Origin of the sequence: Pseudomonas sp. WS 5078 (genome assembly GCF_012985745.1) — a bacterium.
GTDB lineage: Bacteria > Pseudomonadota > Gammaproteobacteria > Pseudomonadales > Pseudomonadaceae > Aquipseudomonas > Aquipseudomonas lundensis_A.
In genome coordinates this window covers 435,261-448,615 of the sequence record NZ_JAAQWX010000001.1, presented here as the reverse complement: position 1 = coordinate 448,615, position 13,355 = coordinate 435,261, and the positions used below count along the sequence as shown (strand labels likewise).

The 13,355-nt window shown below is 56.8% G+C and carries 15 protein-coding genes; 9 read left to right on the top strand and 6 right to left on the bottom strand.

All coding sequences use genetic code 11. From position 1 onward, the window contains the following. The first annotated feature begins 103 nt into the window (after positions 1–103). The gene (locus tag HBN68_RS02125) at positions 104–592 is read left to right on the top strand and encodes an Lrp/AsnC ligand binding domain-containing protein (protein ID WP_047278794.1); all 489 of its coding nucleotides are present in this window, start codon (positions 104–106) and stop codon (positions 590–592) included. 24 nt (positions 593–616) lie between these two features. Here the strand turns inward: HBN68_RS02125 and HBN68_RS02120 are convergent, their stop codons facing one another. Next, on the bottom strand, positions 617–970 hold the full coding sequence (locus tag HBN68_RS02120) for a YkgJ family cysteine cluster protein (protein ID WP_094991829.1): 354 nt from the start codon (positions 968–970) through the stop codon (positions 617–619). A gap of 147 nt (positions 971–1,117) precedes the next feature. Here HBN68_RS02120 and HBN68_RS02115 point away from each other — a divergent pair, with 147 nt between their 5' ends. Beyond that, positions 1,118–2,419, top strand: coding sequence for an FAD-binding oxidoreductase (locus HBN68_RS02115; RefSeq protein ID WP_094991828.1), 1,302 nt, complete (start codon positions 1,118–1,120; stop codon positions 2,417–2,419). A gap of 9 nt (positions 2,420–2,428) precedes the next feature. Here HBN68_RS02115 and HBN68_RS02110 read toward each other — a convergent pair whose 3' ends face one another. Then, on the bottom strand, positions 2,429–2,662 hold the full coding sequence (locus HBN68_RS02110) for a DUF1127 domain-containing protein (protein WP_094991827.1): 234 nt from the start codon (positions 2,660–2,662) through the stop codon (positions 2,429–2,431). A 180-nt stretch (positions 2,663–2,842) separates the two neighbouring features. Between HBN68_RS02110 and HBN68_RS02105 the strand changes: the two genes are divergently transcribed. Together HBN68_RS02105 and HBN68_RS02100 are read left to right on the top strand one after the other, a co-directional pair. Further along, positions 2,843–4,264 carry a PLP-dependent aminotransferase family protein gene (locus HBN68_RS02105; RefSeq protein WP_094991826.1) on the top strand — a complete coding sequence of 474 codons (1,422 nt, stop codon included), beginning with the start codon at positions 2,843–2,845 and terminating at the stop codon, positions 4,262–4,264. 34 nt (positions 4,265–4,298) lie between these two features. Continuing rightward, positions 4,299–5,849, top strand: a complete 1,551-nt coding sequence (locus tag HBN68_RS02100) for a phospholipase D family protein (protein ID WP_178088393.1) — start codon at positions 4,299–4,301, stop codon at positions 5,847–5,849. Here the strand turns inward: HBN68_RS02100 and HBN68_RS02095 are convergent. Continuing rightward, a complete protein-coding gene (locus tag HBN68_RS02095; protein WP_169962374.1) occupies positions 5,846–6,991 on the bottom strand; it encodes an MFS transporter in 1,146 nt (381 codons plus the stop codon). The genes HBN68_RS02100 and HBN68_RS02095 overlap by 4 nt on opposite strands. A 144-nt stretch (positions 6,992–7,135) precedes the next feature. Further along, positions 7,136–8,629 carry an aldehyde dehydrogenase gene (locus HBN68_RS02090; RefSeq protein WP_094991823.1) on the bottom strand — a complete coding sequence of 498 codons (1,494 nt, stop codon included), beginning with the start codon at positions 8,627–8,629 and terminating at the stop codon, positions 7,136–7,138. 238 nt (positions 8,630–8,867) lie between these two features. Between HBN68_RS02090 and HBN68_RS02085 the strand changes: the two genes are divergently transcribed. The 4 genes from HBN68_RS02085 to HBN68_RS02070 all read left to right on the top strand — a co-directional run bounded on the left by HBN68_RS02085 (position 8,868) and on the right by HBN68_RS02070 (position 10,723). Beyond that, complete coding sequence (locus tag HBN68_RS02085; RefSeq protein WP_169962372.1) at positions 8,868–9,230, top strand: cupin domain-containing protein; 363 nt, start codon at positions 8,868–8,870, stop codon at positions 9,228–9,230. Positions 9,231–9,444: 214 nt separating this feature from the next. Next, positions 9,445–9,741: a hypothetical protein gene (locus tag HBN68_RS02080; protein ID WP_094991821.1), complete on the top strand. Its 297-nt coding sequence runs from the start codon at positions 9,445–9,447 to the stop codon at positions 9,739–9,741. Positions 9,742–9,802: 61 nt separating this feature from the next. Further along, on the top strand, positions 9,803–10,102 hold the full coding sequence (locus tag HBN68_RS02075; protein WP_094991820.1) for an I78 family peptidase inhibitor: 300 nt from the start codon (positions 9,803–9,805) through the stop codon (positions 10,100–10,102). A 9-nt stretch (positions 10,103–10,111) separates the two neighbouring features. Further along, positions 10,112–10,723, top strand: coding sequence for a hypothetical protein (locus HBN68_RS02070; protein WP_169962370.1), 612 nt, complete (start codon positions 10,112–10,114; stop codon positions 10,721–10,723). Between the two features lie 131 nt (positions 10,724–10,854). On the opposite strand, the gene rpmG is transcribed toward HBN68_RS02070, so the two are convergent. After that, positions 10,855–11,010 carry a 50S ribosomal protein L33 gene (gene rpmG, locus HBN68_RS02065; protein ID WP_003437824.1) on the bottom strand — a complete coding sequence of 52 codons (156 nt, stop codon included), beginning with the start codon at positions 11,008–11,010 and terminating at the stop codon, positions 10,855–10,857. Positions 11,011–11,021: 11 nt separating this feature from the next. Beyond that, the gene (gene rpmB, locus HBN68_RS02060; RefSeq protein ID WP_019410280.1) at positions 11,022–11,255 is read right to left on the bottom strand and encodes a 50S ribosomal protein L28; all 234 of its coding nucleotides are present in this window, start codon (positions 11,253–11,255) and stop codon (positions 11,022–11,024) included. A 513-nt stretch (positions 11,256–11,768) separates the two neighbouring features. Here rpmB and HBN68_RS02055 point away from each other — a divergent pair. Continuing rightward, positions 11,769–13,355, top strand: a complete 1,587-nt coding sequence (locus tag HBN68_RS02055; RefSeq protein WP_169962368.1) for an ABC transporter substrate-binding protein — start codon at positions 11,769–11,771, stop codon at positions 13,353–13,355.

Genomic DNA, 13,355 nt, shown 5'->3' with positions numbered 1-13,355 from the left:
TGGGCGCAGTATATGAACCATTGGCTAGTGGAATTCACTGTATAAATGGCTATATTTGGCGACAATTCTCGGCTCAAACGCTTTTGACAAAGGAGATTCTCCTATGCGTACAAATCACCAAACAAAGCGTGAATTGGACAAGATTGATCGCAACATTTTGCGCATCCTGCAGGCCGACGGGCGCATCTCGTTTACCGAGCTGGGGGAGAAGGTGGGGCTGTCGACCACGCCGTGCACCGAGCGGGTGCGCAGGCTGGAGCGCGAAGGAATCATCATGGGCTACAACGCCCGCCTCAACCCGCAGCATTTGCAGGGCAGTTTGCTGGTATTCGTAGAAATCAGCCTCGACTACAAATCAGGCGACACGTTTGATGAGTTCCGACGTGCCGTGCTGAAACTTCCCCATGTGCTGGAGTGCCATTTGGTGTCAGGCGATTTTGACTATTTGGTGAAAGCGCGCATCAGTGAGATGGCGTCTTATCGCAAATTGCTGGGGGATATTCTGTTGAAACTGCCCCACGTGCGCGAATCCAAAAGTTACATCGTGATGGAAGAAGTCAAAGAAAGCCTGAACTTGCCGATCCCGGATTGACCGGAACATTACAGGGGCGAGCGTTTAAACCAGCACTTGCCGCGTGGTGGCGATGTATTCATGCACGAGCTTTTCAGCGCTTGGGTGAATCATCTCCACAGGGCGCCGGCCATTGGGGCACGGCAATGTCGGGGTGGTGCCGAACAGGCGGCAAATCAGAGGGCGCTCCTCATACACGGTGCAACCATCAGGCCCCAGGTGAACGCAGTTCAGTTCGTCCATGGCTGCTTCCTGTTCGGCCGCCGTTTTGCGCGGCAGGCGTGCCATTTCTTCGGACGAGGTGGTCACGGGCCCGCAGCAGTCGTGGCAGCCCGGTACGCATTCAAACGACGGGATTTGCTGCCTGAGAAAGCGGATTTTGTGACTGTTACAGCTCATTCAGCGCCTACCGATGTTCAAAAGGCCACAGAGTCTGCCTGAAAAGCCCTGCCCTAGACAGCGCCGTCCAGCTGTTCTTGCCCCATGGGAATGGCACGGCTTATGCTCCGTCAAATTTTCCAAACACAAATAATCAGGATCCCGCACATGAACGCCCCTGTTCAGCGCAGCCAGCACACCACTTCTTATTACGCCGCCAGCAGCTTGCCGCAGCCTGACCATCCAGTGCTGCAAGGTGAGAGGGTGGCCGATGTGTGCGTGGTGGGTGGGGGCTTTTCGGGGCTCAATACCGCGCTGGAACTGGCCGAGCGTGGCATGAGCGTGATCCTGCTCGAAGCACATAAGATCGGCTGGGGTGCCAGCGGTCGCAACGGCGGGCAGTTGATTCGCGGCGTGGGCCACGGCCTTGAGCAGTTTGAAGGCATCATCGGCAAAGACGGCGTGCGGCAGATGAAGCTGATGGGGCTTGAAGCAGTGGAAATCGTTCGCCAGCGCGTAGAACGATTCAATATTGACTGCGACCTGACTTGGGGCTATTGCGACCTCGCCAACAAGCCTCGCGACCTTGAGGGGTTTGCCCAAGAGGCTGAAGAACTGCGCGCGCTGGGCTATCGCCATGAAACCCGTCTGCTGCAAGCCCATGAAGTGCGCAGCGTGGTGGGTTCTGACCGGTATGTGGGCGGGTTGATTGACATGGGCTCTGGCCATTTGCACCCGCTCAACCTGGCTTTGGGTGAAGCCGCCGCTGCAGCGCAGTCAGGCGTACAGCTGTTTGAACATTCAGCCGTGACCCGCATTGATTACGGCCCGCAAGTGCGGGTTCACACAGCCCGGGGATCAGTGCGTGCCAAGAGCCTGGTGCTGGGGTGTAACGCCTACCTGAAAGACCTCAACCCGCAATTGAGCGGCAAGGTGCTGCCCGCAGGCAGTTACATCATTGCCACCGAGCCGCTGAGCGAAGCGCAGGCTCACGCGTTGTTGCCGCAAAACATGGCGGTGTGCGATCAACGCGTGGCGCTGGACTACTACCGCCTTTCCGCCGACCGACGCCTGTTGTTCGGCGGTGCCTGCCACTATTCGGGACGCGACCCACAAGACATCGCGGCCTACATGCGCCCGAAAATGCTGGAAGTGTTCCCGCATCTGAGCGATGTACGCATCGACTATCAGTGGGGCGGGATGATCGGCATTGGCGCTAACCGGTTGCCGCAGATCGGCCGCTTGCCGGATCAGCCGAACGTGTACTTCGCTCAGGCATATTCCGGGCATGGCGTGAACGCCACGCATTTGGCGGGCAAGCTGCTGGCCGAAGCCATCAGCGGGCAACACAGCGATGGCTTCGACCTGTTCGCCAAGGTGCCACACATCACCTTTCCCGGCGGCAAGTACCTGCGCTCTCCCCTGCTGGCACTCGGGATGCTGTGGCACCGTCTCAAAGAGTTGCGTTGAGCGCGCAGGTTACGAGCGCCAAAACGGCTTGCAACCTTCGTGTTGCGCCATGGCACGGCTCAGCCCTATGTCGCGCAATTGCTGATCGTCCATCGACAGCAGTACGCGGCGTGTGCGTGAGCGGTGCCAAAACAGGCCCCAACGACTGAGCCCGACCGGGGCGCCGGCCCGTTTGAAAACTTCATGCTCTTCTTGCAGTTGCGGGCCGTGCAGTGTCAGGCGGACATCGCTCATACCATTCATCTTCAGGTTCCTTTTGGCTCGATGGCTACGTGTCAAAAGGATGGCCCCGAACATAAAACCATGACAGATTCAGGGAACTGTTTTTGCTTGCATACAGATGCGGTCTTTTGGCGCTGAATGACCGAAAAATGCAGCATCTGAACTGGTTTTAACCTCCACCTCCTAGCCCAGAGTGCTGCCATGACCCTCTACGTCAACCTCGCCGACCTGATTGGTACACGGATCGAGCAAGGGTTTTATCGACCGGGCGATCGCCTGCCGTCAGTGCGTGCATTGAGTGCCGAGCACGGGGTTAGCTTGAGTACCGTGCAGCAGGCATACAGGTTGCTGGAAGACAACGGGTTGGCCTCGCCGCGTCCCAAGTCCGGGTATTTCGTGCCGATGGAGCGTGAACTGCCTGCATTGCCGGGCATGGGCAAGCCCGCCCAAAGACCGGTGGAAATTTCACAGTGGGAGCAAGTACTTGAGCTGGTGCGATCGGTGCCGCGCAAGGACGTGATTCAGTTGGGCCGCGGCATGCCTGATGTCACCACGCCGACCATCAAGCCGTTGCTGCGCAGCCTGGCGCAACTCAGTCGCCGTCAGGACTTACCCGGTCTGTATTACGACACCGTGTATGGCGTGCTGGCCCTGCGCGAACAGTTGGCGCGGTTGCTGCTCGACTCTGGCTGCCAGTTAGGGCCTGACGAACTGGTGATCACCACGGGGTGTCACGAGGCGCTGTCGTGCAGCATTCGCGCCGTGTGCGAACCGGGCGATATCGTAGCCGTAGATTCCCCGAGCTTTCACGGCGCCATGCAAACCCTCAAGGGGTTGGGCATGAAAGCGCTGGAGATCCCCACCGACCCGCTGACCGGCATCAGTCTTGAGGCCCTTGAGCTGGCGCTGGAACAGTGGCCCATCAAGGCTATCCAGGTGACGCCCAGCTGCAATAACCCCTTGGGATACATCATGCCCGAGCCCCGCAAGCGGGCTTTGGTGGCATTGGCACAGCGCTTCGATGTCGCGATCATTGAAGACGATGTCTACGGCGAACTGGCCTATACCTACCCTCGCCCGCGCACGATTAAATCCTTCGATGACGAAGGACGTGTCTTGCTCTGCAGTTCATTTTCGAAGACGTTGGCGCCGGGTTTGCGTATCGGTTGGGTCGCGCCGGGCCGCTACCTGGAACGGGTGCTGCACATGAAATACATCAGCACCGGCTCCACGGCGCCGCAGCCGCAACTGGCGATTGCTGATTTCTTGAAAAATGGACATTTCGAGCCGCACTTGCGCAAGATGCGTGCGCAATACCAGCGCAATCGCGACTTGATGCTGGGTTGGGTGAGCCGCTATTTTCCGCCGGGTACCCGTGCCAGTCGGCCTCAGGGCAGCTTTATGTTGTGGCTCGAACTGCCGGAGGCATTCGACACGTTGAGGCTTAATCGCGCGTTGTTGGAGCAAGGTGTACAGATTGCAGTGGGCAGCATTTTTTCGGCGTCGGGCAAGTACCGGAACTGTTTACGAATGAACTACGCGGCCAAGCCCACGTCCCAGATCGAAGACGCTGTACGCAAGGTCGGCATGGCGGTCAGCCAGTTGTTGTCAGAAAAACGTTAACTACCCTTGCGAAGATTGGATTGAGGTCAGCCCGTTGAAATCACTGTGCGCAGTTTTGCTGAGCGTCTTGCTGGGAGGCTGCGCCACGTTGGACGTGCACCGCGCGCCGAGTCAGGCCATCCCTGCAGCAGAGTCGTCCTTCGGGCGTTCCATTGAGCAACAGGCCGCGCCCTATCAGGGGCGCTCGGGTTTTCGCCTGCTGCCCAACAGCGGCGAAGCGTTTCGCGCGCGCGCCGAGTTAATTCGCAATGCGCAAACCAGCCTCGACTTGCAGTACTACATCGTGCATGACGGTTTGAGTACGCGGATGCTGGTCGATGAGTTGTTGAAGGCGGCCGATCGCGGCGTGCGCGTGCGACTTCTGCTTGATGACACGGCCAGCGACGGGCTCGACGAATTGCTGGCGACGCTCGCTGCGCATCCCAATGTGCAGATCCGGCTGTTTAATCCTTTGCAACTTGGGCGTAGCACTGGCGTGACGCGAGCCATGGGGCGGCTGTTCAACCTGTCGCGTCAGCACCGTCGCATGCACAACAAGCTGTGGTTGGCCGACAACAGTGTGGCCATTGTGGGCGGACGAAATCTGGGCGATGAGTATTTCGATGCCCAGCCCGACCTGAATTTCACCGATATTGATTTGTTGAGCGTCGGGCCGGTCGCTGAGCAGCTCGGGCACAGTTTCGACCAGTACTGGAACAGCGCGCTGAGCCAGCCCATCGGGGACTTTGTCCCGTCGCGCCTGTCCAGGCGAGAGCTGTCCAAAGCTAGAAAAGCTCTGGAGGCGTCACTCAGCCAGGCGCAACGGCGCAACCCGGCGCTCTATCAGCAACTGGCGTCGTACAAAACCAACCCGCAGCTGGCGGTCTGGCGCAAAGAGCTGATCTGGGCCTGGAACCAGGCCTTGTGGGATGCGCCGAGCAAAGTGCTGGCCAAGGATGAACCCGACCCACACTTATTGTTGACGACGCAATTGGCGCCGGATCTGGCGGGCGTAAACCAGGAGCTGATCCTGATTTCGGCCTATTTTGTGCCGGGAGAAACCGGCCTGGTTTACCTGACCGGTCGTTCCGACGCCGGTGTCGATGTACGTTTATTGACCAACTCGCTGGAAGCCACTGACGTCCCGGCGGTGCATGGCGGTTATGCCCCGTATCGCAAAGCGCTGCTGGAGCATGGGGTCAAGCTCTATGAGTTGCGTCGTCAGCCGGGCAGTACTGGTGGCAGCGGGCCGCATTTGTTCAAGACCAGCCTGAGCACCGATTCGAGCCTGCACAGCAAGGCGATGATTTTCGATCAGCAAAAGTCCTTTATCGGCTCATTCAATTTCGACCCGCGTTCCGGGTTGTGGAACACCGAAGTGGGTGTGTTGGTCGACAGCCCTGAGTTGGCGGCCGAGGCCCGCAAGCTGGCGTTGCAAGGGATGTCGCCAGCGTTGAGTTATCAGCCGGTCCTAGAGAACGGCAACATCGTCTGGCAGACCGAGGACAACGGGCAATTGCACACCTTGAAACGTGAGCCGGGCAACTGGTGGCGTCGGCTCAATGCCTGGTTCAGCAAAAGTGTGGGGCTGGAGAAGATGCTCTAGGCTGCCGACTGTTCGGCGCCAAACGCACCTTGGCGCAACACCAGAATCACCAGCCCGAACGCCCCGGCGGCCATGAATAAAGGCAACGCATGACCACTGACCCATTGGCTGCCCGCCCCTGCCGCCAGCGGGCCGATCAGGCAGCCGATGCCCCACAGTTGAGCGACGTGTGCATTGGCGCGCACCAGCGCATCGTCACGGTAACGTTCGCCGATCAGTATCAGTGACAACGTGAACAACCCCCCGGCGCTGGCGCCGAAAATCACCCACACCGGCCAGATCATCAAGGTATCGATCAGTAACGGCACTGCAAGGCTGGACAGCATCAGCAGCGCGGCGCATGCCGTGAACAATGAGCGGCGCGACACTTTGTCGGCCAAGGCGCCAATGGGCAGTTGCAGCAAGGCATCCCCGACAACCACGGTGCTGACCATTGCCAGCGCAATGTCGGTCGTGAACCCTTGGCGCAGGCAATACACCGGCAGCAGCGTCAGAATCATCGCCTCAAATGCTGCAAACAGCGCGACAGCCCACGCAATGGCAGGCAAACCGCGACAAAATTCGAGTAGATCGGTGAAGGTCACGCTGCAGGATTGCGTCACGGGTGCGCCATCGCGGCCCATCAGCAGCAACGGTGCAAGGGTCAGCAATGCTACGCCGATCCCAAAGCCGTAATCGTTTTCAGACCCCACCACCCCCAAGAGCAGCGGCCCGGACAATTGGCTCAAGGCATACGCGCAGCCATACAGGGCGACCAGGCGGCCCCGCCATTGCTCGGTCACCAACTGGTTGATCCAGCTTTCGCCCAGAATGAAGATCATGGTGAGTACGACCCCGATCAACAGCCTCAACACCAGCCACACGGGATAACTGGGCAGCAAGGCCAGTAACCCGATGGACAGTGCGCCGCACCACAGGCACAAGCGCATCAGCCCTGGTGTGCCCAAGCGCGCTGCGAGCTTGCTGGCAATGCTGGCGCCGACCAGTACGCCAATGGCAGGCATGGCTGCCATCACGCCGATGGCAAATCCGCCGTAGCCCCAGTTTTCGAGGCGCAACGACACCAGCGGCATGCTGACACCCAGCGCTAGGCCGACGCTAAGAACCGAAGCCAGCACCGCAAAATATGTCGCCCAACGCATGGGTGTGCTCCTGTGGATCACGTGGTTTCTGGGTGTTCAAGCAACTGTGGGAGCGGGCAAGTCTGCGATGGGTATGCCTTAGGGCATGGTCATCGCGAGACACGCTCGCTCCCACAGGGGTGTTGCGACGGCGAAGGCCGGGTGTTACAGCTTGATCCAGGTGGATTTCAGCTCGGTGTACTTGTCGAACGCGTGCAGCGATTTATCGCGGCCGTTGCCCGACTGTTTGAAGCCACCAAACGGTGCTGTCATGTCGCCGCCGTCGTATTGGTTAACCCAGACACTGCCGGCGCGCAGCGCTTTGGCGGTCAAGTGAGCTTTGGAAATGTCCGCCGTCCAGACCGCTGCCGCCAAGCCGTAAGGCGTGTCGTTGGCTATCTGTATGGCTTCTTCGGCGGTGTCGAAGGTAATGACCGACAACACCGGGCCGAAAATTTCTTCCTGGGCGATTTTCATCGCGTTGCTCACGCCGTCGAAGATGGTTGGCTCGACATAAGTCCCGCCCGTCTCCTGAAGGATCTGGTTGCCCCCGGCGACCAGTTTGGCGCCTTCGGTGTGACCCGATTTGATGTACGACAACACCGTGTTCATCTGTTGTGTGTCGACCAGTGCGCCGACGGTGGTGGCCGGGTCCAGCGGGTTGCCCGGTTTCCAGCTTTTGAGGGCTTCGATCACCAGCGGCAGGAAGGTGTCCTTGATCGAGCGCTCGACCAACAGGCGCGAGCCCGCTGTGCAGACTTCGCCCTGGTTAAAGGCGATGGCGCTGGCCGCCGACTCGGCCGCCGCTTGCAGATCAGGTGCGTCGGCGAACACGATGTTCGGGCTTTTACCGCCTGCTTCGAGCCAGACGCGCTTCATGTTGGACTCGCCAGCGTACACCATCAGTTGCTTGGCAATTTTGGTGGAACCCGTGAACACCAGGGTGTCGACGTCCATGTGCAGTGCCAGCGCCTTGCCAACAGTGTGGCCGTAACCCGGCAAGACGTTGAATACGCCAGCCGGAATGCCTGCTTCGACGGCCAGTGCTGCGATGCGGATAGCGGTCAGCGGCGATTTTTCAGAGGGCTTGAGGATGACGGAGTTGCCCGTGGACAACGCAGGCCCGAGTTTCCAGCAGGCCATCATCAGGGGGAAGTTCCACGGCACGATGGCGGCGACAACACCGACCGGTTCGCGTGTCACCAGGCCCAGTTGGTTATGCGGGGTAGCGGCCACTTCGTCGTAAATCTTGTCGATGGCTTCGCCGCTCCAGCTCAGCGCGTTGGCGGCGCCGGGGACGTCAATACCCAGAGAGTCACTGATCGGCTTGCCCATATCGAGGGTTTCAAGCAGGGCCAGCTCTTCAGCGTTTTGCTTGAGCAGGCCCGCGAAACGGATCATGGTGGCTTTGCGCTTGGCCGGTGCCATGCGCGACCACACGCCCGAGTTGAAGGTGTTGCGCGCGTTTTCAACGGCGCGTTGAGCATCCGCGGCATCGCAGCTGGCAACCTTGCCCAGCAAACGGCCATCGACCGGGCTGAGGCACTCGAACGTTTCATTGGAGACCGCGGCGGTGTATTCACCGTTGATGTAGGCGCGACCTTCGATTTTCAGCTGCTGGGCCCGTTGTTCCCAATCAGCACGCGTCAGGGTGGTCATTCGAGTGTCCTCCTCTTATTGATATACATGCACCACGGTTTTTCACGTGGCACGTCAGGAATGCTGTCCAATCCACCAATGTGTTCGGCACAAGACATGCGCCACCCTAAACCAGTGGCTGTGAGACTTTCAATATATTTGACACGCGTGTCGTAAACGGCATGGCTTGTTCGTTTTAATAAACATAGACTTTGGCCTTTATGGCCACACACACCGCAATTTCGGGGGGACAAGACCAATGAGCATCGAAACGATCGTCGATTTCAATACCGCCAACACCGAGGCCGTACGCTTTCGGCCAGCACCGGAGAAGGTGCTCAAAGGCGACCCGGAGCAAGTGATCCATAACCATTACGACAGCCCATGCGGGCAAATGAACGCCGGTGTGTGGGAAGGGGACGTGGGCCAGTGGAAGGTTAAATACACTGAGCATGAATACTGTGAAATTTTGCAGGGCGTTTCAGTTTTACGTGACGGGGAAGGTAATGCCAAAACCCTGAGAGCAGGCGACCGCTTTGTCATCCCGGCCGGTTTTCAGGGGACGTGGGAAGTGCTTGAGGCGTGTAGGAAAGTGTACGTTGTGTTCGAGAACAAGCGCTGAACAGCACGAACTAGAGCGTTGCACAAAGCCCTGCCATTGATAATGGCAGGGCTTTTTTGTGTTGCATTGAATGTGTAGGCGGTACAAGTTCAGTTACAGCTGAATGCCTGCCCTATTGAAAAATAGATCCAGACTTTGATGTATGCAGAGACCGATTATATACACCTGCATAAGGGCTGAATTCGCCCGTCACTTATCTAAATAGGGAAATAACATGACTACTTTAAGCGTTACAAAAAACACTGCACTGGCTGCCATTATTGCGTCGGTATTTGCGTCGGCACCGGCCATGGCAACGGAAGGTGGAAAGTGCAGGACTGATATTGCATACAATACGGTTATGCCCTTTGATGCCTCGCCTGTAATTTTCGAAGTATTGCGCAACATCTTTGAAGCGAAGGAAATTCGCGTCGAGCGCGAGGGCGTAGCCTATACCACAGAGTTCAATGAGAATCGCCTGAGAATCGGTGTAGGCGCGGATAATAAAGTGAGTTACTTCCGCTGCGGGTAATGGGCGTTGGTAAACGTTTAACAGGGTTGAAAGTTTGCGTTGAATTTTGCAAGGAAGTGAAATGAACACATTATTTAATATGAAAAAAACAGCCATTGCGTGTTTGCTCGTCTTGGGTGCTGGAAGCGTTCAGGCAGCGGCTTCTGAGAGTGAGCCAGGAAAATGCAGCCTGGACTTCGCCCTGCCCAAGATCTTGCATGCGGCAACCCCCGAGTTTGTAGAAATCATGCGCCAGCGTTCCGGCGCGACGGTTGTTCGTGTTGAAAGGCCCGGCGAAGGTTACACGAAGGAGTACAACGCTGATCGACTGCGCATCATCGTCAACCAAAACAACATTATTCAAGGTTATATGTGTGGTTGAGGGTGGCCTATGAAAAGCGCTCTGAAGTTGGAAAAAAGCTTTTGTGCAGATATTTACTGGAAAGGTAAAGATCAGACGCTGTATAAAGTCGCTGCCACCATGAACAATGAGACCGTTTTTAAAAATAACGACGGCTGGTTGTTTGCGGGTAAAGATAACTATACAAAGCGCTTAAGTAATGGCATGGTCTGGGACCGTTACTTGGTGGAGTTAAGTTTTTGGTTTGGTTGTTATGTCTTTGAGGATGGCCGGCACCTTTACCGTATCGCGGCTTTTACACGCCACCTCGAACAACCTGACGCACGTAATCACCGTTTCAATGGGCACCATGTCGATATTAGTAAAAACAGCTTTTTGGGGTTGTACGACGTCCATCCCGACTATATTCGCGCTGATAGGTATTTGAATAAGTTGTTGTTTCAACTGGATAACATGGGTACGGATGTTTTGCGCATTGGCCAAGTTGTTGAACATGTGCAGTTGACCAGCCCTTACGGGCGCCAGGTTAAAGTGGTGGACGACGAGGGTTACCCTTTACTGAATGAAAGCGGGGCGGGGACAGCGGGTTCGTTCACATTAAAAGTGCTTGAAGCGGGACAGAAATTTCCGTTTTCGGGATAAAATTTTTTACATCAGGTTCTGTTGGGTGCTGACCGCTGCATCATTCGCCTGCTGAGGTTTGCTGTGGCGTAAGCAACAAAAAAGGCCCGCATCGTGAGATGCGGGCCTTTTTCGTAAAGAAGAAAAATCAATTACTTGATTTTGGCTTCTTTGTAGATCACGTGCTTGCGAACCCGCGGATCGAATTTTTTGATTTCGATTTTGTCCGGAGTGGTGCGCTTGTTCTTATCAGTGGTGTAGAAATGGCCTGTACCAGCGCTCGACACCAAACGGATCAATTCACGCATGATTAGCTCCTTTAGATCTTGCCAGCACGGCGGATTTCGGCCAGCACGACAGTAATGCCACGCTTGTCGATGATACGCATGCCTTTGGCAGATACGCGCAGACGCACGAAACGTTTCTCTTCTTCAACCCAGAAGCGGTGATGCTGCAGGTTCGGCAGGAAACGACGACGGGTTTTGTTATTTGCGTGGGAAATGTTATTCCCAGTCACCGGACCCTTACCGGTAACTTGACAGACTCTCGACATGCCTCAGCCCTCTAAAACCACATGCCCAACCCGGCATGGGTTGGCCGCTTAATCTCTCAGTCATTTGGCGCTAGGCGCCGCGTTTCTTTAAGGGTCTTACCGGTTACGCCTACAAACGAAGGAACCGGGCCCCTAGAAAAGAGCGCTGCTTTATACCAGAAAGACTATTGAGCAACAACATGCAGTGTGATTTGCATTGATTGATAAAGGCGGCATTCTATCGACAATCCGCGCTAAAGCCTATGCCCTGTGGGCCCTTACCGCTCGTCGCTGGATGAAAGGTTTCAGGTCAGGATCGCAGCTGTTTGCGTTCAAGCGGCGTGTCGAGCTGCAGCACAATCTCCATGGCAAGTACTTAAAACACAGTGATTGGCCATTTCCCCTGCATCAATGAACCGTCACATGGGAACGAGTCGCGCTAAAAAGTAGTCATTTTCTCTATAGATCACTAGGGTAGGTCTTTTCCAGACTGCACCTGCAGATGGGCCAACGACTTGCCAAGGAAATCCCGCCATGCGCCTCGCTGCTGCCCCCTTATTGTTAACGTTTTGTCTGACGCCGCTGGCGCACGCCGCCACGTTGAGCGTGTGCACTGAGGCCAGCCCGGAAGGGTTCGATGTCGTGCAATACAACTCGCTCAGCACCACCAATGCCTCCGCGGACGTGCTGATGAACCGTCTGGTGGATTTTGACGCGCAGGCCGGGAAGTTAGTGCCCAGCCTTGCGCAAAGCTGGTCAGTGTCCGCTGACGGCCTTGTGTACGACTTTAAATTGCGTCCGGGCGTCAAGTTTCACAAAACCCCCTACTTCACCCCTTCGCGCGACTTGAATGCCGAGGATGTGCGTTTCAGTTTTGAGCGCATGCTTGATCCGGCCAACCCTTGGCACAAGGTTGCGCAAAGCGGCTTCCCTCACGCGCAGTCTTTGCAACTGCCTGCACTGATTAAAAGCATCGAGACGCCGGACCCGCAAACGGTTCGCTTCACCCTCTCCCATCCGGACTCAACCTTCCTGCCTGCCTTGAGCATGGGCTTTGCTTCCATCTATTCGGCCGAATATGCCGACAAACTGCTCAAGGCCGGCACGCCTGAACGGATGAACAGTCAGCCGATCGGCACCGGACCCTTTGTGTTCTCGCGCTTCCAAAAGGATGCCGTGGTTCGCTATAAGGCCAATCCTGATTATTTCTCTGGCAAGCCGAAGGTTGACGGGCTGATCTTCGCCATTACGCCAGATGCCAACGTCAGGTTGCAGAAGCTGCGGCGCAATGAGTGCCAGATCGCGCTCTCGCCCAAACCGCTGGATGTTGAAGCCGCAGCCAAAGATCCCTCGTTGAAAGTTGCGCAAACACCTGCATTCATGACGGCTTTCGTGGCGATTAACAGCCAGCATCCTCCGCTGGATAAACCCGAAGTGCGGCAGGCGATCAATCTGGCTTTTGACAGGGACACTTACTTGAACGCGGTGTTTGAAAACAGCGGGCAAGCGGCCAAGGGTGTTTACCCGGCAACCACCTGGAGCTACGCCAAGGATTTGCCGGAGTATCCCCACGACCCGCAAAAAGCTAAGGCGTTATTAGCCAAGGCCGGGCTCAAGGACGGCTTCAGTACAACGATCTGGACACGTCCGACAGGTAGCGTGTTGAACCCCAATCCAAGCCTTGGAGCGCAGTTGTTGCAAGCGGATCTGGCGAAAGTCGGGATTAAGGCTGATATTCGGGTGATCGAATGGGGCGAGCTGATTCGCCGCGCGAAAGCAGGCGAGCACGATTTGCTGTTCATGGGCTGGGCGGGTGACAACGGTGACCCGGACAACTTCCTGACGCCCCAGTTTTCCTGCGCTGCTGTGCAGTCCGGAACCAACTTTGCGCGCTACTGCGACAAGACGCTGGACAGTTTGATCAGTGAGGGCAAACGCCTGAGCGATCAGGACAAGCGCAGTGCGCTGTATCAGAAGGCTCAAGCGCAGATTCAGCAGCAAGCATTGTGGCTGCCGCTGGCACATCCAACGGCCTACGCACTTACGCGTAAAGACGTACAGGGTTATGAGGTAAGTCCATTTGGCCGTCAGGATTTTTCGACAGTGAGCCTAAAGCCTTAG